Origin of the sequence: Diaphorobacter sp. C33 (genome assembly GCF_030503915.1) — a bacterium.
Classification (GTDB): Bacteria; Pseudomonadota; Gammaproteobacteria; order Burkholderiales; family Burkholderiaceae_C; genus Diaphorobacter; species Diaphorobacter nitroreducens.
In genome coordinates this window covers 485406-508967 of sequence record NZ_CP129980.1, presented here as the reverse complement: position 1 = coordinate 508967, position 23562 = coordinate 485406, and the positions used below count along the sequence as shown (strand labels likewise).

The following is a 23562-nucleotide window of genomic DNA, read 5'->3' as shown; positions in this document are numbered from 1 at the left end:
CTAGAGGCATATTCCGCTTCAATTCTCATGCACATCATCATCGTGGGCGCCGGCATCGTCGGCGCGGCCACTGCTTATGAACTGGCCGCGGACGGCCATCAGGTCACCGTGGTCGAGCAGCGCGGCGCCGCGGCAGAGGAGGCGAGCTTCGGCAGCTCCGGCCTGCTGGCGCCCTCGCTACTCATGCCGTGGGCGGCGCCGGGCCTGGGCGGGCCGCTCGGCCGCTGGCCTTGGAGCCGCGATGCCACGCTGCGCCTGGTACGCGGCGCCGGCATGGCAGGCCGGCGCTGGCGCTGGCGCTGGTCCCAGGCGGGTCGCCGGCCCGAGACGGCGGCGCGGCTGGCCGCGCTGGAAGGGCTGGGCCGCTACAGCCTGGCACGCACGCGCGAACTCATCCACCAATTGGACGTGGACCTGGAAACCAGCCGCGGCACTCTGGTGCTGCTGCGCCGCCCCGAAGATGTGGAGCGCCTGCAGCCCGCGCTGAAGGTGCTGCGCGACGCGGGCGTGGGCCTGCGCGATGTGGATGCCGACACCGCGCGGCTCATCGAGCCCGGCCTGTCCACCGACGTGCCGCTGGCGGGCGCCGTGCATGTACCGGATGGCGAATCCGGCAACTGCCGGCTGTTTGCGCAGATCCTGCGCCACGCGGCGCAGGAGCGCGGCGCACAGTTCGTGTTCGGCGCGCATGTCCGCGCTCTCAGCGCATCGCCGCCCGGCGTCCACGTCGTAGGCGAAGCCGCCCCGCGTCAGGCCGACGCCGTGGTGCTGTGCGCCGGCGTGGCCAGCGCCGCGCTGCTGCGCCCGCTGGGGCGCCACCTGCCCCTGGAGGCCGTACATGGCTACACCGTCAGCGCGCCGGTGCGCGAGGACAGCCATGCACCCCAGGGCTCGGTGACCGATCCGCTGCACCGCATCACCATCACCCGCCAGGGTCAGCGCGTGCGTGTGTCCGGCGGCGCCGAGATCGGGCACGGCAACGGCAGCCACCACGCGCCCACGCTGCAGACGCTCTACCTCGCGCTGTCGGGCTGGTTCCCGGGCGGCGCACTCACCTCGTCCCCGCAGGTGCAGGTCTGGCGGGGCGCGCGCCCCACGCTGACCGATGGCGCCCCCGCCATTGGCGCGAGCGGTGTGTCCGGCCTGTGGATCAACACCGGCCACGGCGCTTGCGGCTGGGCCCAGGCCTGTGGCAGTGCCCGCGCCCTGGCGGACCTGATCGCCCAGCGCACCCCCGCGATTGACCTGCAGCCCTTTGCGCCGCAGCGCTTCTAGCGCGCTTCGCACGGCCCCCGCCCGGCGCCACAATGCCGGGCATGCAGCGCATCGCACCTGACCGGCCCCATCCCCTGTTCGACACCGCGGCCACGCGCCGCCTGGAGGCCAGCGCCGCCGCTGCCCTCGCGCCGCACACGCTGATGCAGCGCGCCGGCCAGGCCACGGCCCGGTTGGCGCTCGCGCTGGCTCCGCATGCGCGCACCTTCTGGTTCGCCTGCGGCGGCGGCAACAACGGCGGCGATGGGCTGGAGGCCGCCCTGCTGCTGCACCGCGGCGGCCACCCGGTCGTGGTGACCTGGCTGGGAACGCCCGAGACGGCGCCTGCCGACGCGCGCCAGTCCTGGCAGCGCGCACAAGAGGCAGGCGTGCCGTTCGCGGCTGAGCCGCCCTCCCTCGGTCCGCAGGACCTGTGCGTGGATGCGCTGCTGGGCATCGGCCTGAGCGCCGATCCGCGCCCCCGCAGGCCCGACGCGCGGCTGCTGCAATGGCTGGCCCGCATGCACGCCTGCGCGGCACCCACGCTGTGCGTGGACCTACCCTCCGGCCTGGTAGCGGAATCAGGCCAGTACATCCCGGGGCTGGCGCCGGCCCATCCAGGTGCCACGGCGGCGCGCCACACGCTGAGCCTGCTCACGCTCAAGCCAGGCCTGTTCACCGGCCAGGGCCGCGACGCAGCGGGCAGCGTGTGGTTTGATGACCTGGGCGTGTCAGCATCAACCGAAACCCCTTGCGCCTGGCTCGCCGGCCCCCCCGCCCCGGCAGTGCGCGCCCATGCCAGCCACAAGGGCTGCTACGGCGACGTGGCCGTCATCGGCGGCGAAGGCCTGCAGGCGCGCGGCATGGGCATGACGGGTGCGGCTCTTTTAGCCGCCAGCGCGGCGTTGCACGCCGGCGCGGGCCGCGTGATGGTGGCGCTGCTGGACGCCGGCGCACTCCCCGCCCTGCCGCAGCAGCCTGAACTGATGCTGCGCCGTTGTGACGCGCTGGCGCTGGACCACGCCACCGTGGTCTGCGGCTGTGGCGGCGGCGCGGCCGTGGCGGCCGTGCTGCCAGACGTCCTGCAGCAATCGGCACGCCTGGTGCTGGACGCAGACGCGCTGAACGCCGTGGCCGCCGACCCCCATCTGCAGCATCTGCTGCGCGAGCGTGGCCGGCAGGGCCGCCCCACCGTGCTGACTCCGCACCCCCTGGAGGCCGCGCGGCTGCTGGCCGGCACCACGGCCGCCGTGCAGGCCGACCGCCTGGCCGCGGCGCGCACGCTGGCCGATCAGTACGGCTGCACCGTGCTGCTCAAGGGCTCGGGCAGCGTGATTGCCGCACCGGGGCACACGCCCCTCATCAACCCCACGGGCAATGCGCGTCTGGCCACGGGCGGCACCGGTGACGTGCTGGCCGGTCTGGTGGGGGCGCGCTTGGCCGCGGAGCCTGCACAGGCCGGTGCGGCATTTGCGGCGGCGGGCAACGCCTGCTGGGAGCACGGCGCTGCCGCCGACCGCTGGCCCGCCGGGAGATCCCTCACCGCAGGAGCGCTCGCACACTCCCTGAACGCAGGCTGACCACGCAGCGCGCCGCGCGGCCCAGCCGCCGGAGGGATTGCATCCAACGGTAACGGTGGTTTCCAAGCTGCGCATATCTATCTTGTCTTACAGACGGTATGTGGACTGAAGCGCTTTAATCGCTCCATGTCTTGGTATGCATGCATACCGTGTGTCCCACCCACCTGAGGTACTGCCATGAAACGCCATTTCCGCCCCGGATCGCGCGCCTACGCGGCCTTTGTGGTCACCGTGGTCCTGGCCTTCGCGGCCAGCGTCATGACCCTGGTGCCCCACCAGACGACCCAGGTGGCCGACTCGCAGGTGCACAGCCAGCTGGAGCAACTCGTTCCCGCTGGCGTCTTCGACTGAGCTCCCTCTCACTCCTCCCCTCCAGCCGCCTTCGGGCGGCTTTTTTGCGGGCCGCCCGGGCCGGGCTTCAGCGCACGGTGCTGGCGGGTGCGCCGCCGCTTTCCACCACAGCGACGCGCCGCCGCAGCGCGGCCTCCAACGCGGTATCGCCCGCCGCACCCGCCCGCTCGGCGCGCAGCAGCAGCCAGGCCATCAACGGGCGGCGCCAGCCCTGCGCCGAGGCGGTGTCGGTGGCCACCACCATGACTTCCGGCGTAGCGCGCCCGGCGCGCACGGCCGCACCCGCTGCCACCAGGCGCGCCAAGGGGTCGGCAATGCCGGCAATGGACTGGGGGCTGGCTGCTGCGGCGCGTTGTGCCTCGGGCAGCAGCGCCGCCTGCGCGGGCGTGGCGCGGCCTGCCAGGTAGTCGGCATAGGCCTGCTCCGGCGGCGCCGCATCGGCGCGCAGCGGCTCGAAAGCCGTGCAGGGCTGCAGTTGCAGGCTGGCCACCTGCGCGGCGCAGCGCATCAGCTCCACGCGCGCCAGCAACTCGGGCCGGCCGGTGCGTGCCACCTCGGCGCGTGCGCGGGTCCATTCCTGGTCGGCCACGCGGGTGTTGCCGGACAGGTAGGCCTCGGTCGCCCGCTCGGCCGCGCCGTGGGCATTCATCTGCCAGTCGGGCACCGGCGCCTTGCCGGCGCAGGCCGACAGCACCACGGCCAGCGCGGGAGCCAAGCCCCGGCACAAGAGAAGCTGCAGGGAGGTCATGGCAGTTTTAGCTCCGTTTCGCGGGCAAAGGGCCACTTGCGGTTGATCTCGTTCACCAGCGCATCCACCTTGCGCAGGCTGCCTTCCACTTCGGCGCGCAATGCGCCCAGGTCGGTCGTGGCCTCGCGCGCATTGGCGCCCACGGCCTGGGCCTCGGCCAGCACGGCGTCCACCTTGGTGAGGCTCTGGCGCGCGTCGGCCAGCAAACCGTTGAGCTGCACCACGGCGGCCCGCACCTCGGGCACCAGCCCGGGGTCGCTCCCCGCACCGAAGACCTGCCTGTCCGCCTTGGCGGCCATGCCGTCGATGCGCGCGAGCAACTGGTTGGTGCGCTCCAGCGTGGTGAGGATCTTCTTCGCGTCCGCCTCGTTGCCCATGAGCACGCCCAGGGCGCCGCCAGGCGCGTTGAGCCGCTCGGTGAGCGTGCGCACCTGGGCCATGGCGCCGCCCAGGGCGGACTCTGCGCCGGTCATGGCGTTCAGGTTGTCCAGCAGCTGGCGTGCCGATGACATGAGCTGCGGAATCTCCGCCGTGGCGTCGCCGCGCAGCACGGGGCGCTCGGCGCCGTCCTCCAGCGGCGGGTCGGCCAGCATGCCGCTGTAGGCCTTGATGGTGGTGCCGCCCACCAGCCCGCTGACCAGGGTGAACACGCTGGAGGTGCGCAGCCAGTGCGCGTCGCGCTGGGCCACGTCGATGAGGATGCGCACGTTGCCGGTCTCGGCCAGTTCGATGCGCCGCACCCGGCCGATGGGAAAGCCCGAGAACGTCATGTCCATGCCCACGACCACGCCCTCGGAATCTTCGGCCGTGAGCACCAGCCGCTGCGTGGGCTCGAACGCGCCGCGCGCGTACAGCAGGTACAGGCCGGCACCCAGCACGAGCACCAGCGTGAACAGCAGCAGCGCCGCGGCCTTGCGCTCCAGATGGGCCACGGGCCGCAGCAGCTCGACCGGCACGTTCGCCGGCGGTTCGGACAGCGGGGGTTGGGGACGTTGCGGATCGGTCATCGCGTGGCCATGAAATCAGTAGTAATTGCCCATCAGCGAGATCACCTCGATGAGCAGCAGCACGGCGAACATGCGCGCCAGCCCGCCCAGCTCCGAGTCGGGCTGCTGGGCCTGGCGTGCGTCGCCGCTTTCGTAGAGCCCCGAAGCCATGGGAATCAGCGCCACGGCCAGGCTGAAGAACACGGTCTTGAGCACGAACACCAGCGTGATCTGCGGCGCGAACACATGGCCGAACATGCGCGTGTACACCGGCAGCCCCGCCGTGTTGAGCCCATACACGCCCAGGTAGGCCATGACCAGCGCCACTACGCACGACAGCGCCGCCAGCGTGATGCTGGCATACACGCCGGCCACCACGCGCGGCAGCAGCTCCATGCGCACGGGGTCGGCGCCGCGTTGGCGCAGAGCCTGAAGGTGGCCCGACTGGCGCATCAGCGCCAGCTGCGTGCCGTTGGGGATGGTGGCGCGCATCGCCACGAACAGCGCGGCGGTCAGCGGGATCAGCTCCAGCACCAGTACGCGGATCACCATCTCCAGCGCATAGCGCGACAGGCCGTAGCTGAGCGCCGTGACGACCACGATGCGCGTAATGACCAGACTGATGAGCGCCGCCAGCACCGTGAAGCCCAGCAGGATGGGCGCGGTGTCCTGGTACATGTGGCGCGCCAGCCGCCAGCGCGTGGCGCGGCCGTAGCTGGACGGCGAGAGCATCAGCACCATGACCACGGCGCCCAGGTAGATGATGCGCCACCACGCCACGGCCCAACGCCGCGCCTGGGCCCACAGGCGCCGGGGCACGATGAAAGGGTGCAGGCTGGCGTTCATGCGCGGATCATAGGTGAAGGCTGCATTCGATAAGTAACAAATTAGCCGCTAGCGCTTATGCAGCAAGCGCTAGCAGCTATTAACACCATAGCAACCTGTGCCATGGGCCTCATACATGCCTGCGGGCCGCCGGCCCTGCGGGCGGCACGGGATCGGCATCGGCGCGTGCGTGCAACGCCTCGATCACGTGGCACTGCCTTCCCGTGCCGTCGCAACGGCTGCGCAGCGACAGCAGTTCCTGCTCCAGCGTCGCCAGCTCGGCCATGCGCGTGCGCACGTGCGCCAGGTGCTCGTCCAGCGTGACGCAGGCGGCATGGCCGTCGGTGGTACTGCAGGCGTCCAATGCCAGCAGGCCGCGCACCTCCTGCAGCGACATGTCCATGGCGCGGCACAGCCGCACGAAGCGCATGCGGTGGACCTCCTCGTCGCTGTAGAGGCGGTAGCGGTTGTCCGCGCGGGTCTGCGCGGGCAGCAGGCCTTCCTTTTCGTAATAGCGGATGTTGGCCGGTGGCACGCCCGAGAGCCGGGCGGCATCACCGATACGGTGGCGGGGGCTTTGTCGCAGCATGGCTTGACCTTCGAGTGGCTTCAAGGTTTCCAATCATGGCATGAGCCAAAGCCATTCCTCCCATTCCGCGTCCCATTCCCATGGCCCGGGCGCGGCAAACCTGCCTCCTTTGCCTGCATCCGCATGCAGCGGTTGCGCCTGCAGCACATCGGCGGGCGACGGCCACGACCACGGCACCCTGCCCGGTTGGCCGCGCATCGCCGCGGCGCTGGCCCTGGCCACGGGCGCCGAGGCGGCGCACTGGATGCAGCAGGACTACGCCGGCATGGCCCTGGCCGTGGTGGCGATTGCACTGTCGGGCCTGGGCGTGTACCGGGTGGGCCTCAAAGACCTTGCGCGCCTGCGCCTGGGCATCCACGCGCTCATGGCCGTGGCGGTGACGGGCGCCTTCCTCATCGGCCAGTGGCCCGAGGCAGCGATGGTCATGGCGCTGTACGTGGCGGCCGAGCGCATCGAGGACGGCGCCATGGACCGCGCGCGCCATGCCATACGCCAGCTGCTGCAACTGGCGCCCGCCACGGCCGACGTGCTGCAGCCGAATGGCAGCACCCTGAGCCTGCCCGTGGACCAGGTGCCGCTGGGTGCCACCGTGCGCATCGCCCCGGGCGCGCATGTGCCGCTGGACGGCACCGTCACCCACGGCAGCAGCAGCGTGAACCAGGCCCCCATCACCGGCGAGAGCCAACTGGCCGACAAGGCCGCCGGCGACCCGCTGTACGCGGGCAGCGTGAACCAGCAGGGCGAGCTGCTGATGCAGGTGAACACCCCGCCCGGCGACACGCTGATTGCGCGCATCGTGCGCACGGTGGAGCAGGCGCAGGCCAGCAAGGCCCCCATCCAGCGCTTCGTGGACCGCTTTGCCGCCATCTACACGCCCGTCGTGTTCGCACTGGCCGTGCTGCTGGCGCTGCTGGCCCCCCCGCTGATGGGCTGGACCTGGACGCAGTCCACCTACCAGGCGCTGGCGCTGCTGGTCATCGCCTGCCCCTGCGCGCTGGTCATCTCCACGCCGGTCACGGTGGTCAGCGCGCTCACGGCCGCCGCGCGGCGCGGCATCCTCATCAAGGGCGGCAGCGCGCTGGAGGCCGCGCGCGGCCTGCGCGTGGTGGCGCTGGACAAGACCGGCACGCTGACCACCGGCAGCCCTGCCCTGGTGCAGTGGCGTGCCCTGAACGGCGCCGATGCCGACGCCGTGGCAGATGTGGCCTGGCAGCTGGCCAGCCGGTCTGAGCACCCCGTCTCGCGCGCCATCGCCGCCGGCCTGCCCGCGGCCCCCCACAACGGCGTGCAGAACCTGCAGGCCCTGCCCGGTCGCGGCGTGCAGGCCGAGGTGGGCGGCCAGCGCTGGTGGCTGGGCAACCTGCGCCTGATGCGCGAACAAGGCCTGGCCGACGCTGCGCTCGAAGACGCCCTGGCCCAACAGGAGCGGCAGGGCCGCACCGTCACCTTGCTGGCTGACGCGCAGGCCGTGCGCGCGCTGTTCGCCGTGGCCGACCCGCTGCGCGGCCACGCGCGCCAGGCCATCGCCGAACTGCGCGCGCTGGGCGTGCACCCGGTGGTGTTGAGCGGCGACAACCCGGCCACCGCACAGGCCATCGCGGCCGAGGCGGGCATTACCGACGCGCAGGACGCGCTCGGCGGCCTGCTGCCGCAGGACAAGCTGGACACCCTGGCCGCGCTGCAGCGCACGCGCGGCCCCACCGCCATGGCGGGCGACGGCATCAACGATGCCCCCGCGCTGGCCCAGGCCGACGTGGGCTTCGCCATGGGCGGCGCACACAGCACCGGCATGGCCATGGAGACGGCCGACGTGGTACTCATGAACGACGACCTGCGCCGCATTCCCGACACCGTGCGGCTGGCGCGCCGCGCACACGCCGTGCTGTGGCAGAACATCACCCTGGCGCTGGGCATCAAGGCCGCGTTCTTCACCCTGGCGCTGCTGGGCATGGCCAGCATGTGGATGGCCGTGGCAGCCGACATGGGCGTGAGCCTGCTGGTGGTGGCCAACGGGCTGCGCCTGCGCCGCGGTGCCTCTATCGCGGCGAAGGAGGCCGCATGACCATGACCCAATCACCACAAAGCCGCCAGCGCGCCGCCTACGACTACCTGCTGCAGCGCTGGCGCACCAGCGTGGATGCGCCCACCGAACAGCGTTGGCGCTACCTGGAGGCCGCCCATGTGGTGGGCCAGAACCGCCTGGGCCTGCACTGGCGCGCGCACTGGCAGATGCTGCGCTTTGCGCGCCAGTTGGGCGACGCGCCGGAGGCTCGGGGCCAATGGGCGCGGCTGGGCCTCACGCTGGTGGGCCACCTGGTGCGCCGGCTGCCGCAGGGCAACATCGGCCGTGCCAGCGTGCCCGCACTGCGGCCCATGGTGCCCAGCGTGGCCGTGCGCGCATGCATCACCGAAGCCATGCAGGCCACCCAGCCCCCCGGCACGCCGGGTGCCCCAGAGATGAGTCAAATCGACCTCTAACGCCCGACTGACAATCGAACACAGCTCATCTTTTAGGAGCATCACACTGCCCAGACACGGGAATTTGACCCAGCGCAAGACACAGCGACCGATGCCGTGGTGCAATCGCGCCCCCGCCGGTCACCACGGCGACTGCCGATCCCGCCCATGTCCACCACCACCGCCAACGCCGCTCCCGCCATGGTCCCGCACACCCGCACCGAAGACGCCGTGGCGATTGGCGTGGGCGTGACGCTGATCTCCGTGGGCGTGGCCTTCCTCGCCAGCGCCGGGCTGCTCACCGGCGGCATGGCGGGGCTGGCCTTCGTGCTGCACTACGCCACGGGCATCGGCTTCGGCAAGCTGTTCTTCGTGCTCAACCTGCCGTTCTACTGGTTGGCGCTGCGCAAGCTGGGCCTGGCCTTCACGCTCAAGACCTTCGCGGCCGTGGCGCTGCTGTCGGTGCTGTCGGAGCTGCAGTCGCAGTTCCTGCAGATCAGCGAACTGCAGCCGCTGTATGCGGCCATCACCGGCGGGCTGATCATGGGTATGGGCTTTTTGGTGCTGTTCCGCCACCGCTGCAGCCTGGGGGGCGTGGGCATCATGGCGCTGTACCTGCAGGACCGCTTCGGCTGGCGCGCCGGCAAGGTGCAGATGGCCGTGGACTGCTGCATCGTGCTGGCGGCGCTGGTCACAGTGGAGCCGCTGCGCGTGCTGTGGTCGGTCATCGGCGCGGTGGCGCTCAACCTGGTGCTGGCCATGAACCACCGGCCAGGGCGCTACATGGCGGTCTGACGGCACGCGGCCGGGCCATCGCCCGGCGCTCGCTCTGGCGGGAACTTCCTGCACCGCGCCGGTATCATTCGCTGCATGCGCCACGCCGTTGCCATGATCCTGGGTCTGCTGCTGGTCCTGCGGGGCCTGCTGGGCGACGCCATGGCCATGGGCGTTGCACCGGCCACGCCCGCGCAGCCCACCATCGCGGCAGCCGCTACCCACCACGCTATGGCAAGCGACACGCACGACCACGGTGGTCATGACGGCGACCATGCCAGCGCATCAGCACAGCCGCACTGCTGCGATACCGGCGGGGCGGTCCACGCGGAACACCCCGCCGGCTGTTCGGCCTGCGGCGCCTGCCATTCGGCCTTCTACGCGCCGGTCTGGGCGCCCGCCTTCCATGGACGGCACGACAGCACGTTGCAACCGCACCATGGCACCCCCTTTGCCAGCGCCACGGCTGCGCAAGCCATCAAGCCACCCATCTCCTGAGCACTGACGCCCGAAGTGCGTCCGCAATCGGCTGCATGTCCCCCGACGGGGCCGCAGCCGAGCGTCGCGGACGCGGTTTTGTCATGTTTGACGGGAGACTCCCATGCGCTTCGCGCACCCCACCAGCCCTGCGGCCATGATGGCCCTGGCGGCCCTGGCCGGCATCGCACCGCCGACCTGGGCGCAGGTTGACAATGCTCCTGCCGCCCCATCGCAGACCGCCACCGCCGACTCGGCACAGGCCCCCAGTCTGCCCTTGCACCACCAGCCCCTGCTCCCCAGCGGCGACGTGGCCGAGGCCGACATCGGCTGGAAGGCCGCCAACACCGCCGTGGGCGCCTTTCCCGGTGGCCACTCCGACATCGTGCGCTGGGAAGCCGAGCAGGCACGCGCCGCGCCGCCCAGCCCTGGCATGCCCACCCCGAAACACCACCACGGAGGCCAGCCATGAGGCGCCCTCCGCTCGCCCTGGCTGCGCTGGCCGCCGCACTGGTGTTGGCCGGCTGCGCCAGCGTCGCCCCCGATGGGCTGCGCGGCGACGTGCAAAGCCATGTCCAGCCCCGCCTGCCCGACGGCGCGCAACTGCCCGCGCCCGATGCGCAAAGCCGCAGCGACGCGCAGGCCCAGATCACCGAATGGCTGCGCCTTCCCGTGGATGCGGACACCGCCGTGCGCGTGGCGCTCTTAAACAGCCCCGCGCTGCAGGCCCGCCTGGCCAATCTGGCCGCGCAGGATGCGCAGCGCGCACAGGCGCTGACCCTGTTCAACCCCACGCTGACGCTGGGGCGATTCACCAGCGGGCATGAGCGCGAGATCGAGCGCCAGCTCGGCTTCAGCCTGGTCAACGTGATCACCCTGCCCTGGCGCACGCGTTGGCAAGGCTGGCAGATGGAGCAGGCCACGCTGGCCGCCGCACAGGACGTGCTGCGCCTGGCCGCGGACACACGCCGCGCCTGGCTGCGCGCCGTGGCCGCCCGGCAGGTGCTGGCCGCGCGCGAACGCATGCACGAGGCGGCCGAGGCCGGCGGCGAGCTGGCGCGGCGCATGGCGCGCGTGGGCAACTTCAGCCGGCTGCAGCAGGCACGCGAAATCGCCATCACACAGGACGCGGCAGCACAGCTGGCCCGCGCGCGGCTGAATGCCGCGCTGGAGCGCGAGCAACTGGCGCGGCTGATGGGGCTGTGGGGCGCGCAGGCCGACTTCACGCTGCCCGATGCGCTACCCGCCTTGCCCGCGGCGGATGCACTGCGCGGCGGCGACGACGCCGAAGCCACGGCCCTGCGCGAGCGGCTGGACCTGCGCGCACTGCGCCGCGACCTGGACACCACCGCCGACCGCAGCGGCTGGGCCGGGGTTGGATCCGTGTTCGGCGACATCGGCCTGAGCTACAGCCGCAACACAGCCACCGAGCGCGCCTCCGGCCACCGCGAGACCACACGCGGCTGGGAGGTAGAGCTGCCTCTGCCGCTGTTCGACTGGGGCGCAGCCGCCACGGGCCGCGCGCGGGCCGAGCTGCAGCACAGCGCCGCGCAACTGCAGGATGCCGCCATCCGCGCACGCAGCGAGGCACGCAGCCACTGGCTGCGCTACCGCACCGCCTGGGACCTGGCGCACCAGCAGCAGGCCGAGGCGCTGCCGCTGGCGCGCTTCATGCAAGACGAGGCCGTGCTGCGCTACAACGGCATGTTCATCAGCGTGTGGGAGCTGCTGGCCGAGGCGCGCCGCGCCAGCCAGGCCGTGGCCGCCGCCACCGAGGCGCAGCGCGACTTCTGGCTCGCCCAGACCGACCTGCAACTGGCTCTCACGGGCACATCGCCCGGCGCGCCGACCGGCCTGCCGTCCGCTCCCACCACCTCCAACGCCCCTTCGGAAGGCCACTGACATGCAGCGCCGCCACTTCTTCTCCGGCGCCGCCACGGCCGTGGTCGCCGCCTCCGCCGCATCGGTGAGCCGCGTGGCCTTGGCCGCGCTGCCCGAGGCGCCCTCGCAATCCTCTGCCGACACGGCCGCGCCGCTAACCCCGTCCAGCGGCCGGCCCTACCAGCCCGTGGTCACGCTCAACGGCTGGACGCTGCCATGGCGCATGAACGCCGGCGTCAAGGAATTCCACCTGGTGGCCGAGCCGGTAGTGCGCGAGGTGGCGCCCGGCTTCATGGTCAACATGTGGGGCTACAACGGCCAGAGCCCGGGCCCGACCATCGAGGTGGTGGAAGGCGACCGCGTGCGCATCTTCGTCACCAACCGCCTGCCCGAGCACACCAGCGTGCACTGGCACGGCCAGCGCTTGCCGAGCGGCATGGACGGCGTGGCCGGGCTTACCCAGCCGCACATCCCCGCGGGCAAGACCTTCGTGTACGAGTTCACGGCGCGCCGCCCCGGCACCTTCATGTACCACCCGCATGCGGACGAAATGGTGCAGCTGGCCATGGGCATGATGGGCCTGTGGATCACGCACCCGAAGGCGCGCCACCCCCTGATCGCGGAGGTGCAACGTGACTACGCCTTTCTGCTCAGCGCCTACGACGTGGAGCCGGGCAGCCTCACGCCCAAGGTCAACACCATGACCGACTTCAACATCTGGACCTTCAACAGCCGGGTGTTCCCCGCCATCGACCCGCTGGTGGCACGACAGGGCGACCGCGTGCGCATCCGCGTGGGCAACCTGACCATGACCAACCACCCCATCCACATCCATGGGCATGAGTTCGAGATCACGGGCACCGACGGCGGGCCGACCCCGAAGGCCGCGCGCTGGCCCGAGGTGACCACCGACGTGGCCGTGGGCCAGATGCGGCAGCTGGAGTTCATCGCCGACGAGCCCGGCGACTGGGCGCTGCACTGCCACAAGAGCCACCACACCATGGGCGCCATGGGCCACGGCGTGCCCACCATGATCGGCGTGGACCATCGCGGCCTGGTCGGGAAGATCCAGAAGATCATTCCCGACTACATGGTCATGGGCGAGCGCGGCATGGCCGACATGGGTGCGATGGAAATGCCGCTGCCCGACAACACCTATCCCATGATGACCGGCACCGGCCCCTTCGGCCCGCTGGAGATGGGCGGCATGTTCACGACCTTGAAGGTCCGCCAGGGCCTGGCCGCCCAGGACTGGCGCGACCCGGGCTGGTACCAGCACCCGGCGGGCACGGTGGCGCACGAATGGGCCGGTGCGCCCTTGGACGCCACAGCCCCGCGCCAGATCCCGCCCGGCCGGGCCCCCGGCGCCCCCAGCGTGCGCAAGCCGGGTGCCAGCCACGAACACCATTGAACTCTCGGAGAAACCCATGAAATCTATCAAATTCATAGCTGCTTGCGCTTTACTGGCGGGCGCTTCAGCCAGTTTTAGCCATGAGAACATGCACAACAGCCACCCTACCGTCGCCCCGCAGCAGCAAGAATGGGGGATTGCGGGAGAGGCCAAGGGCGCAAAGCGCACCATCACCTTGCGCATGACGGACGACATGCGCTTTACCCCGTCGCACTTCACCGTCAAACAGGGCGAGACCGTGCGCCTGCGCGTGGAGAACCAGGGCCAGGTCATGCATGAGGTGGTGCTGGGCACACAGGGCACGTTGGACCAGCATGCGGCCATGATGCGCCAGTACCCCGACATGGAGCACGCCGAACCCCACATGGCCCACGTGGCCCCGCGCGCCAAGGAAGACCTGGTCTGGCACTTCAACCGGCCCGGCCGCTTCGACTTCGCCTGCCTGATCCCCGGCCACTACGAAGCAGGCATGCGCGGCACCTTCACCGTCACGCCCTGAACAACACCACCACCCGCATCATCAGGAGTCCACCATGCGAATCACGCAACCCACCCGCCGCCAATGCATCACGGCCCTCGCCGCCGGCTTGGCCGGCGCTGCCCTGCCCGCCCTGGCCCGTGCCGCCGCCCCGCAGACTGCCGTGGAGGTCTGGAAAGACCCCAACTGCGGCTGCTGCAAGGATTGGGTGACCCACATGCAAGCCAACGGCTTCACGGTCACCGTGCACGAAACGGGCAACGCCGCCGTACGCGCCAAGCTCGGCCTGCCCACGCGCCTGGGCTCATGCCACACCGCGCTGGTGGGCGGCTACCTGCTCGAAGGCCATGTGCCCGCTGCCGACGTGCGCAAGCTGCTCAAGGACAAACCCAAGGCCCTGGGCCTCACCGTCCCGGGCATGCCGGTGGGCAGCCCCGGCATGGACGGGCCCGAGTACAACGGCCGCAAGGACCCGTACGACGTGCTGCTGGTCACCAAGAACCTGATGAACAGCGACGTCTCCACGCGCGTATTCACCAGCTACCGTTGATGCACACCATGAAAGGCCACGCCATGCCATCCCACACCCTGCCAGCGCGCGCGCCGCGCATCGCCCTCGCACCCGTGGCCGCTCTGGCACTGCTGGGCCTGCCCGGCAGCTGGGCACATGCCCAGGGCTCGGACCACGACGCCCATCACACCGAAACGCCCGCCGCGTCCGGCGACAGCACGCAGGATCTCAGCGAGGGTGAAGTCACGCGTTGGGATGCACGCAGCGGCAAGATCACGCTGCGCCACGGCGAGCTCAAGAACCTTGCCATGCCGCCCATGACCATGGTGTTCACGTTGCGGGACCCGGCACAGGCGGCCACCTTCAAGCCCGGCGACAAGGTGCGCTTTCGGGCCGAACGGGTGAAGGGCGTATTCGTCGTCACCCATATCGAACCATTGCGCTGACGCCCCACGGACCGGGCGGCAGTTGCCCGGCCCCTTGCCGCACCAAGGAGCCCTCATGCATTCCCACAGCACGCCGCCCGCAGCTGCCCCACACGGGCAGCACCTACACCACAGCCCCCACGTGCCCCGGCCATCGGCCGCTCCACCCGCCCCACCAACCGCCGACACGGTCTATACCTGCCCCATGCACCCGGAGGTGCGACAGAGCGGCCCCGGCCACTGCCCCAAGTGCGGCATGGCGCTGGAGCCGGTACTGCCCAGCCTGGACGCAGCCGATGACAACCCCGAACTGCGCGACTTCTCGCGCCGCTTCTGGTGGACGCTGCCGCTCACCATGGTCGTCACCACGCTGGCCATGGCCGGGCACCGGCTGGGTTGGGTCGGCATGGCCACGCAAAGCGGGGTAGAGCTGGTGCTGACGCTGCCCATCGTGCTGTGGGCCGGCGCACCGTTCTTCGTGCGCGGTTGGCAATCCGTGGTGCAGCGCAGCCCCAACATGTGGACTCTGATCAGTCTGGGCACGGGCGCGGCCTTCCTCTACAGCGTGGTGGCCACCGTGGCGCCGGGCGTGTTCCCGGCCTCGTTCCAGTCCATGGGCCGCGTGGGCGTGTACTTCGAGGCGGCCGCGGTCATCATTTCGCTGACGTTGCTGGGCCAGATGCTGGAGCTCAAGGCGCGATCACAGACCTCGGCCGCCATCCAGTCGCTACTGGGCCTGGCGCCCAAGACTGCGCGCCGCATCGCCGCCGACGGCAGCGAGGAGGACGTGCCGCTAGCCCACGTGCATGAGGGCGACCTGCTGCGCGTGCGTCCCGGCGAGAAGGTGCCGGTGGACGGCGTGGTCGTCGAAGGCAGCAGCGCCGTGGACGAGTCCATGCTCACGGGCGAGCCGCTGCCAGTGAGCAAGCGCACGGGCGACAAGCTGATCGGCGCCACGCTCAACACCAGCGGGGCGCTGGTCATGCGCTCCGAACTCGTGGGTGCGGCCACGATGCTGTCGCAGATCGTGCAACTGGTGGCGCAGGCCCAGCGGTCGCGCGCGCCCATGCAGCGCATGGCCGACCGCGTTGCGGGCTGGTTCGTATTGGCCGTGGTCGGCGTGTCTGTGCTCACGCTGCTGGGCTGGGGCCTGTTCGGGCCCGAGCCCAGGTGGGTCTACGGCCTGATCAACGCTGTGGCGGTTCTCATCATCGCCTGCCCCTGCGCGCTGGGCCTGGCTACGCCGATGTCCATCATGGTGGCCACGGGGCGCGGCGCCACGCAGGGCGTGCTGTTCCGCGATGCGGCCGCCATCGAGCATATGTGCCGCGTGGACACGTTGATCGTGGACAAGACCGGCACCCTGACCGAGGGCCGGCCGCGCTTTGAGCGCACCGTGGCCGCGCCCGGCTGGGGCGAGGCAGAGGTGCTGCGCCTGGCCGCCAGCCTGGACCAGGGCAGCGAGCATCCGCTAGCGGCGGCCATCGTCGCCGCGGCACGCCAGCAGGGGCTGGCGCTGGACGCGGCCGAACAGTTCGACTCGGCCTCGGGCATCGGCGTGCGCGGCCGGATCGCGGGCCGCACCTTGGCGCTGGGTAACACGGTGCTGATGCAGCAGTCCAGCGTGAATACGGGACCGCTGGCGCAGGCCGCCGAGGCACTGCGCGGCGAAGGCGCCAGTGTGATGTTCCTGGCCGTGGATGGGCAACTGGCGGGCCTGCTGGCTGTCTCCGACCCCATCAAGGCCAGCACGCCCGACGCGCTGGCCGCCCTGCATGCGGCCGGCCTGCGCATCATCATGGCCACCGGCGACGGGCTGACCACGGCAGGTGCCGTGGGACGGCGCTTGGGCATCGACGAGGTGCACGGCGAGGTATTGCCCGCCGATAAGCTGGCCCTGGTCGAACGCCTGCAGGCCGAGGGACGCACCGTGGCCATGGCCGGCGACGGCATCAACGACGCGCCGGCACTGGCGCGCGCCGACGTGGGCATCGCCATGGGAACCGGGACGGACGTGGCCATGAACAGCGCCCAGCTCACCCTGGTCAAGGGCGACCTGCGCGGCATCGCCACGGCGCGCGCACTGTCGCAGGCCACGGTGGCCAACATGCGCCAAAACCTGGGCTTTGCCTTCGTCTACAACGCGCTGGGCGTGCCGCTGGCCGCCGGCCTGCTCTACCCGTTCACGGGCTGGCTGCTGTCGCCGATGATCGCGGCGCTGGCCATGAGCCTGAGCTCGGCCTCGGTGATCACGAATGCCCTGCGGCTGCGCCGCGCACGGCTTTGAGAGCACCCCGCAAGACGCGGGGACAGGTGCTGGCGCGGCACCATAATCGGCGCCCATGCAAGCTTGCTCCCTGCACAGCGCCTGCGGCGCCATCACCGACGTTGCCGGCATCGAGGTCGGCCACTTCACCGACCCACGCCGCCCCACCGGCTGCAGCGTGGTGATTGCGCGCGAGGGTGCCGTGGCAGGCGTGGATGTGCGCGGCGCCGCCCCCGGCACGCGCGAGACCGACCTGCTGGCCCCGGGCAACCTGGTGGAGCAGGTGCACGCCATCATGCTGGCGGGTGGCAGCGCCTGGGGGCTGGAGGCCGCCACGGGGGCCGTGCGCTGGCTGGAGGAGCACGGCGTAGGGCTGGACGTGGGCGTGGGCCGCCTGCCACTGGTGCCAGCGGCCGTGCTGTTCGACCTGCACGTGGGCGACATGAAGGTGCGTCCCGATGCGACGGCCGGCTATGCGGCCTGCGCCGCCGCCACATGCGAGCCGCCAGCCGAGGGCAACGTAGGCGCCGGCGCTGGCGCCGTGGTGGGCAAGATGTTCGGCCTGCAGCACGCCATGAAGGGCGGCGTAGGCACAGCCTCGGTCACCGTCGCGGGCGTCACGGTGGGTGCGCTCATTGCCTGCAACGCCGTGGGCGACGTGGTCGACCCGGACACCGGGCGCCCATTGGCGGGCGCCCGCGCTGCCGACGGGCTGACGCTGCGCGATACACGGCACGCGCTGCTGCGCGGCGAGCGCCCTCATCCCCTGCTGGCCGGCAGCAACACCACGATCGGCGTGATCGCCACCGACACGCGGCTGACCAAGGTTCAGGCTCAGCGACTGGCCGTCGCCGGCCATGACGGCCTGGCCCGCAGCATCAACCCCGTGCACACCATGAGCGACGGAGACACGCTGTTCACGCTGGCGACGGGTCACGTGCCGCACCACCCCGGCATGATGGTGTTGGCCACGATGGCGGCCGAGGCGGTGGCCCGCGCCACCGTGCGCGCCGTGCTCGCCGCGCGCACCCTGCGCACGGCCGAGGGCCTGGCACTTCTGTGCCATGCCGATCTGGCTGTCGGGAGCTAACCATGGGACAGATGTCACGCCGCCTGCGCACGGCGCTGCTGTCGCTGCGCGACCTGTTGGTGTCTGCCGGCCCGCTGGCGCTACTGGGCGCGGGCCTGGTGCTCCTGGCCTATTGGTGGCTCAACCCCACGCCGCCGCGCACGGTGACGCTGGCCACCGGCCCCGCGCAGAGCGCCTACGAGGCCTTCGGCCAGCGCTATCGCGACGCACTGGCGGCAAGCGGGATCAACGTGGTCTTGCTGCCCAGCGATGGCTCGTCATCCAACCTGCAGCTGCTGCGCGATGGCCACGCCGACCTCGCCTTCGTGCAAGGTGGCACGGGTGAGTTGCGTCCCGAGGACAGTGATGAGCTGGTCTCGCTGGGCAGCCTCTTCGTGGAGCCCATTTGGCTGTTCTACCGCGGCGATGTGGCGCGCCGCATCCACCGATCGGCCCGGTTGGAGGGGCTGCATCAGCTGCGCGGGCTGCGCGTGAACGTCGGCTCGCCCGGCAGCGGCGTACCAACGCTCATGGAGCGCCTGCTGGACGCCAACCACATTCCGCTGGATGCCCTGACGCTCACGCGTCTGGAGCAGACGCCCGCCACGGTGGCGTTCCTGGCGGGGCGGCTGGACGCCCTGGTGTTCGCCTCCGCCCCCGAGTCATTGATGGTGCAGATGCTGCTGCAAACGCCCGGCGTGCAGCTCATGCACTTCCCGCAGAACGAGGCCTACAGCCGCCGTTTTCCGTTCCTCACGCCGGTAGTGCTGCCACGCGGCGTGGTGGACCTGGCGGCCAACGTACCTCCGCGCGACGTACGGCTGGTGGCATCCACCACATCCCTGCTGGCGCGTGAAGGCACCCACCCCGCCCTGCTGCAATTATTTGCCCAGAGCGCGCAGGGCATCCATGGCAATGCGGGCTGGTTCAACCGTGCGCGCGAATTCCCCAGCACCCGGCACGCGGAACTGCCCATTGCCAAGGAGGGCGAGCGCGCCATCAACGAGCCGGCGCCGCTGATGCAGCGCTATCTGCCATTCTGGATCGCCAACCTCGTCGAGCGCATGTGGCTGGTACTTGGTATCTTGATTGCGGTCATGCTGCCGCTGTCGCGCGTGGTGCCGCCGCTGTACCAGTTCCGCGTGCGCTCGCGCGTGTTCCGCTGGTATGGGCATCTGCGCGACATCGAAGACGACATGGAACGAGGAGAGGCCACCCCCGACGCGCTGCGCGAACGGCTGGACCGCATGGAGGCGCAGGTGGAAAAAGTGAGCGTGCCACTGTCCTATGCCGACGAGCTCTACGCCCTGCGCAACCACATCCAACTGGTGCGCCGGCGCCTGCCACGCGCGGCAGGCTGAACGGCAGTCCGCGCGACCGGCGGAGCGCCCTAGCGCAGCTTGGCAGGCTTGGTGCGCACGGCGCGCAAAGCGCGGTCCACCACCGGCTGGTCGGAAATCAGGCGGAATGCCCCGTCAGAGGACAGTTTGTCGATCATGCGCCGCGTCATGGACTGCGTGCTCGCGTCGGCTCCGGTGAACAAAAACAGCGTGTTGTGCGGGCTGCACCAGGTGAGCTGGGTTCGTACCGCACGCTGGTTGGTGATGATTTCCACCCACTGGCCGATGCGCAATGCGGGCTGAGCCACTGCTCCGGCCATCGACGGGTCCGCCGCGGCGGCCGTATCGGAAGACAGCACATCGTCAGCGCGCGTTTCAGGGCTGACCTCTTCCGCCGGCGTGTCGCCGAAGACGCTCGCCGCTGCGTAGTTCAGCGCTTCACCCTGAAGCTGCGCCAAGCGCTGCGTCACTTCGGCAATACGCTCGATCGGGTGGTCAATGCTCTCCAGCCCACGCACCAACACCGGCACCATGTCGGCAATGGCCTGGCCCAGGCGCTCCGGGTCCGAGCGCAACTGCTCGGGCTGCGCGCAGCACAGCAGCAGCGGCACCAACGCCAGGTAGCCTCCGGGGTCTCCGCCGGTTTCCTGGGGCTGGCTGCTTTGCGCCTGCGCCACCACGTCCGCCCACGGGCCGGTCACGAAGGCCAGCAGGTCGGCCGGCACCTTGTCCGCATCGGGCAGGCGGCGGAAGTCGGCGGCAATCTTCTCGGCCAGCAATTCCCGCTGCTCCCGCTGGAGCAGTTCGCGCTGCTGCGCTTCATGGCGTTCAAGCTGGCGACGCTCCTGCGCGGTCCAGGCCTTTTCCAGCGCCTTGAGCACTTGGGCGAACGGTGCGGCATCCCGGACCTCGATGGAAGCCAGGTGGCCTACGGCTTCGTTCACCAGCCGCATGAAGCGGCTGAAGGCGGGCCCATCCTCGGCGTTGAACGCCAGGCTGCGCTGGGTCAACTCGTCCAGCAGGCGCCGGGCGGGGTGCTGCTCATCCGTGAAGAACCGCGTGTCGTGCTGCACCAACTCCTTCAGCGCGGGCTCCAGGCTTTGCACGGCACGCTGCATGGGGGGCAGCAGCCGCGAATCCTGCGCAATGTTGTCCATCATGCGGCTCACGACCTCATGCGCCGTCCGCGTGGGGGATGCCGCCACCGGCGCATGTGCAGAGGTGCCGTTCCAGCCCGTCACCGGGACCGCAGCCCCCCCCGACAGACGGCCCACGATGCGTTCCAGCTGCGCAATGTCTTCCATTGCTTCCACCGCGGCCGGCGTGACGTACGCGTTGGCCGGAGTAGCTGCCGTATAGCCGCCGCGTGCATCGTAGGCGAAAGGGTCACCACCACCGGCCAGCATCTGGCGCAGGATACCCACCGTCAGCAGCGCTTCTTCGGCCTGCGGCGCCAAGGCCACGTTGCCCGAGGCGCCTCCCCAGCCTGCCCCGTAACCTTGGCCATAGGCGCTCGCGGCACCATATTCGCTGGCCGGCGCACCATAGGCCGAGGGCGGCGCGTAGCCCACGCCCATCTGGGAACTGTGGGCATATCCACCACCATGCCCGCTGCGCACACCCGGGGCTCCCGCCACCGCATAGCCCACGGGCTCGACGCCATGCTCGCGCAGGCTCTGGGCGGCGCGCTTATAGGCGCTTACCAGTTGCATGCCCAGCAGTTCGCGCATCTGGCTCATCCACAGCTGCCGCACTTCCCCACTTACACCGGTATCGCTCACCACTTGCTGCAGCGCGCGGATGTAATTCTCAGGGCGAAAAGGGTTGCTCTCGGGTTGCACGCTGTGCAGGCCCTGCGCCGAACTGACGAGCGTGTTGAGTTCCGCCAGCGTTGCCTCTGTCGCCAGAGCGGCGATCTGCTGCGCCCGCGACAGCTCCACCTGGACCAGCACGTCGGCATCGTCCATGAGGGCGAGCTCGCCCAGGTCCATTCCGCCGGGCTGCCCGGCCCTCGTCTTCGCGGCCGAGGGGCCTTCGGCAAAAATCTCCAGCAAGGCCATGGGGTAGGCCTTGGGCAACGAAGCCTCGTGCTGCTTGAGTAAGCGCAAGGCATCGCTGATCTGGGTACGCTTGTGAAGGTCGCGGGTGGAGGACTCCTGCGCCGTGAGCGCTTCGCGCGTACCAGTCACCAGCGCCTCCATCAGGGCCTCGCTGTCCCTGACGGCGTTGACAACGCAGGCGCGAAAAACCGTACGGGCGCGGGACGCGGAAAGGGACATGGTGGGGACGGACGAAGAATGGGCGGCGGTCCGCCCGATGCTACTACCTGTAAGTGCTTATTTGAGGGCCTTGTAGCGCATACGCTTCGGTTTCGCACCCTCTTCACCCAATCGTTTTTTCTTATCAGCTTCGTATTCTTGGTAATTACCGTCAAAGAATACCCATTGGCTGTCGCCCTCGGCGGCCAGGATGTGCGTCGCGATACGGTCGAGGAACCAACGATCGTGGCTGATGACCAGCACGGTGCCAGCGTATTCCAGCAACGCGTCTTCCAGCGCACGCAGGGTTTCCACGTCCAGGTCGTTGGACGGTTCGTCCAGCAGCAGCACGTTGCCGCCCTGGATCAGCGTCTTGGCCAGGTGCAGGCGGCCGCGCTCGCCCCCGGACAGGTTGCCCACCTTCTTCTGCTGGTCCTGGCCGTTGAAGTTGAAGCGCCCGGCATAGGCGCGCGACGCCATTTGGAACTTGCCCACATTGATGATGTCCAGCCCGCCGGAGATGTCCTCCCACACGGTCTTGTCATCGGCCAGTGCGTCGCGGTGCTGATCGACAAACGCCATCTTCACGGTCTGGCCGATTTCCACGGTACCGGAATCAGGTTGCTCCTTGCCCGCGATCAGCTTGAACAGGGTCGACTTGCCGGCACCGTTCGGGCCGATGATGCCGACGATGGCGCCGGCAGGGATGTTCATGCTCAGGTTGTCGATCAGCAGGCGGTCACCAAAGGCCTTGGAGACATTCTTGAATTCGATGACCTTAGAGCCCAGGCGATCCGCTACAGGAATGAAGATCTCCTGCGTTTCGTTGCGGCGCTGGTATTCGTAATCGCTCAGCTCTTCGAAGCGGGCAATACGCGCCTTGGACTTCGCCTGGCGGCCCTTGGCGTTCTGGCGCACCCACTCCAGTTCCTTCTTCAAAGCCTTGGCGCGAGCCTCCTCGCCTTTTTGCTCGGCTTCCAGACGGTTGCCCTTCTGGATCAGCCAGTCAGAGTAGTTGCCCTTGTAGGGGATGCCGTGGCCTCGGTCCAGTTCCAGAATCCACTCAGCGGCGTTGTCCAGGAAGTAGCGGTCGTGGGTGATCGCCACCACGGTACCGCTGAAGCGGTGCAGGAATTGCTCCAGCCAGTCCACGGATTCGGCGTCCAAGTGGTTGGTGGGTTCGTCCAGCAGCAGCATGTCGGGCTTGGACAGCAGCAGCTTGCACAGGGCCACGCGACGCTTTTCGCCACCCGATAGCTTGCCGATCACCGCATCCCACGCCGGCAGACGCAGCGCGTCGGCCGCAATTTCCAACTGGTGTTCGGAATCGGTACCGGCCGCGGCGATGATGGCCTCCAATTCACCCTGCTCTTTGGCCAGCGCGTCAAAGTCGGCATTCTCTTCCGCGTAGGCAGCGTATACCTCTTCCAGGCGGGCTTTGGCGTTGTTCACCTCGGCCATGGCTTCTTCCACGGCCTGGCGCACGGTGTGCTCGGGATTGAGTTGGGGCTCCTGGGGCAGGTAGCCGATCGACAGCCCGGGCATGGGCAGTGCCTCGCCTTCGAATTCCTTGTCCACGCCCGCCATGATCTTGAGCAGAGAGGACTTGCCGGAGCCGTTCAGGCCCAGCACGCCGATCTTGGCGCCCGGAAAGAAGCTAAGGGAAATGTCCTTCAAGATCTGCCGCTTGGGCGGCACGGTCTTGGTGACGTGGTTCATCGAGAAAACGTATTGGGCCATGGATTTATTCAGGAAACGGGCAGAAGAAGGCGCCAAAATTTTTTGCGCACAAACGCGGATTATCGGCGCATGCGACAATAGACCCCGTCTTGGGCTCCAGTTGCCCACGGCATCAGCCTAGACAAGCTGGGGACGAAGGAAG

Annotated in this window: 22 protein-coding genes; 16 read left to right on the top strand and 6 right to left on the bottom strand. The window is 69.8% G+C overall.

Annotated elements, in window-relative coordinates:
• Positions 1-27: 27 nt before the first annotated feature.
• The 3 genes from QY917_RS02445 to QY917_RS02435 all read left to right on the top strand — a co-directional run bounded on the left by QY917_RS02445 (position 28) and on the right by QY917_RS02435 (position 3185).
• On the top strand, positions 28-1275 hold the full coding sequence (locus QY917_RS02445; protein ID WP_123676541.1) for an FAD-dependent oxidoreductase: 1248 nt from the start codon (positions 28-30) through the stop codon (positions 1273-1275).
• A 41-nt stretch (positions 1276-1316) separates the two neighbouring features.
• Positions 1317-2834, top strand: a complete 1518-nt coding sequence (locus QY917_RS02440) for an NAD(P)H-hydrate dehydratase (protein WP_123676593.1) — start codon at positions 1317-1319, stop codon at positions 2832-2834.
• Positions 2835-3011: 177 nt separating this feature from the next.
• On the top strand, positions 3012-3185 hold the full coding sequence (locus QY917_RS02435) for a hypothetical protein (RefSeq protein WP_011805784.1): 174 nt from the start codon (positions 3012-3014) through the stop codon (positions 3183-3185).
• Positions 3186-3252: 67 nt separating this feature from the next.
• Here the strand turns inward: QY917_RS02435 and QY917_RS02430 are convergent, their stop codons facing one another.
• From QY917_RS02430 to QY917_RS02415, 4 genes are all read right to left on the bottom strand, one after another.
• Positions 3253-3933: a hypothetical protein gene (locus QY917_RS02430; protein ID WP_123676542.1), complete on the bottom strand. Its 681-nt coding sequence runs from the start codon at positions 3931-3933 to the stop codon at positions 3253-3255.
• Positions 3930-4940: an MlaD family protein gene (locus QY917_RS02425; protein WP_123676543.1), complete on the bottom strand. Its 1011-nt coding sequence runs from the start codon at positions 4938-4940 to the stop codon at positions 3930-3932. The genes QY917_RS02430 and QY917_RS02425 overlap by 4 nt, the downstream gene beginning before the upstream one ends.
• Before the next feature lie 15 nt (positions 4941-4955).
• A complete protein-coding gene (locus QY917_RS02420) occupies positions 4956-5765 on the bottom strand; it encodes an ABC transporter permease (protein WP_123676544.1) in 810 nt (269 codons plus the stop codon).
• Positions 5766-5874: 109 nt separating this feature from the next.
• A complete protein-coding gene (locus tag QY917_RS02415) occupies positions 5875-6333 on the bottom strand; it encodes a MerR family transcriptional regulator (protein WP_088887098.1) in 459 nt (152 codons plus the stop codon).
• Positions 6334-6373: 40 nt separating this feature from the next.
• Between QY917_RS02415 and QY917_RS02410 the strand changes: the two genes are divergently transcribed.
• From QY917_RS02410 to QY917_RS02350, 13 genes are all read left to right on the top strand, one after another.
• Positions 6374-8395: a cation-translocating P-type ATPase gene (locus QY917_RS02410; RefSeq protein ID WP_123676545.1), complete on the top strand. Its 2022-nt coding sequence runs from the start codon at positions 6374-6376 to the stop codon at positions 8393-8395.
• Positions 8392-8811 carry a DUF3703 domain-containing protein gene (locus QY917_RS02405; RefSeq protein WP_123676546.1) on the top strand — a complete coding sequence of 140 codons (420 nt, stop codon included), beginning with the start codon at positions 8392-8394 and terminating at the stop codon, positions 8809-8811. Before QY917_RS02410 ends, QY917_RS02405 begins: the two co-directional genes overlap by 4 nt.
• Positions 8812-8958: 147 nt before the next feature.
• Positions 8959-9585, top strand: coding sequence for a YitT family protein (locus tag QY917_RS02400; protein ID WP_123676547.1), 627 nt, complete (start codon positions 8959-8961; stop codon positions 9583-9585).
• A gap of 75 nt (positions 9586-9660) precedes the next feature.
• A complete protein-coding gene (locus QY917_RS02395) occupies positions 9661-10062 on the top strand; it encodes a hypothetical protein (RefSeq protein WP_123676548.1) in 402 nt (133 codons plus the stop codon).
• A gap of 103 nt (positions 10063-10165) precedes the next feature.
• Positions 10166-10513 carry a hypothetical protein gene (locus tag QY917_RS02390; protein ID WP_123676549.1) on the top strand — a complete coding sequence of 116 codons (348 nt, stop codon included), beginning with the start codon at positions 10166-10168 and terminating at the stop codon, positions 10511-10513.
• On the top strand, positions 10510-11943 hold the full coding sequence (locus QY917_RS02385; protein ID WP_123676550.1) for a TolC family protein: 1434 nt from the start codon (positions 10510-10512) through the stop codon (positions 11941-11943). The genes QY917_RS02390 and QY917_RS02385 overlap by 4 nt, the downstream gene beginning before the upstream one ends.
• A 1-nt stretch (position 11944) precedes the next feature.
• Positions 11945-13333, top strand: a complete 1389-nt coding sequence (locus QY917_RS02380; protein ID WP_123676551.1) for a multicopper oxidase family protein — start codon at positions 11945-11947, stop codon at positions 13331-13333.
• A 16-nt stretch (positions 13334-13349) separates the two neighbouring features.
• Entirely contained in the window at positions 13350-13832 is a 483-nt protein-coding gene (locus QY917_RS02375) for a plastocyanin/azurin family copper-binding protein (protein WP_123676552.1), read from the top strand.
• A 34-nt stretch (positions 13833-13866) separates the two neighbouring features.
• Complete coding sequence (locus QY917_RS02370; RefSeq protein WP_123676553.1) at positions 13867-14361, top strand: DUF411 domain-containing protein; 495 nt, start codon at positions 13867-13869, stop codon at positions 14359-14361.
• Between the two features lie 23 nt (positions 14362-14384).
• Positions 14385-14768 (top strand): copper-binding protein, encoded by a 384-nt coding sequence (locus QY917_RS02365; protein ID WP_041836328.1) that lies wholly within the window; start codon positions 14385-14387, stop codon positions 14766-14768.
• Between the two features lie 55 nt (positions 14769-14823).
• Complete coding sequence (locus QY917_RS02360) at positions 14824-17034, top strand: copper-translocating P-type ATPase (RefSeq protein ID WP_123676554.1); 2211 nt, start codon at positions 14824-14826, stop codon at positions 17032-17034.
• 55 nt (positions 17035-17089) lie between these two features.
• Positions 17090-18103, top strand: coding sequence for a P1 family peptidase (locus QY917_RS02355; RefSeq protein WP_123676555.1), 1014 nt, complete (start codon positions 17090-17092; stop codon positions 18101-18103).
• Between the two features lie 2 nt (positions 18104-18105).
• The gene (locus tag QY917_RS02350) at positions 18106-19443 is read left to right on the top strand and encodes a TAXI family TRAP transporter solute-binding subunit (RefSeq protein ID WP_123676556.1); all 1338 of its coding nucleotides are present in this window, start codon (positions 18106-18108) and stop codon (positions 19441-19443) included.
• Between the two features lie 29 nt (positions 19444-19472).
• Here the strand turns inward: QY917_RS02350 and QY917_RS02345 are convergent, their stop codons facing one another.
• A complete protein-coding gene (locus QY917_RS02345; protein WP_123676557.1) occupies positions 19473-21701 on the bottom strand; it encodes a DUF1631 family protein in 2229 nt (742 codons plus the stop codon).
• Between the two features lie 57 nt (positions 21702-21758).
• Complete coding sequence (gene ettA / locus QY917_RS02340; RefSeq protein WP_015912846.1) at positions 21759-23420, bottom strand: energy-dependent translational throttle protein EttA; 1662 nt, start codon at positions 23418-23420, stop codon at positions 21759-21761.
• Positions 23421-23562 lie beyond the last annotated feature (142 nt).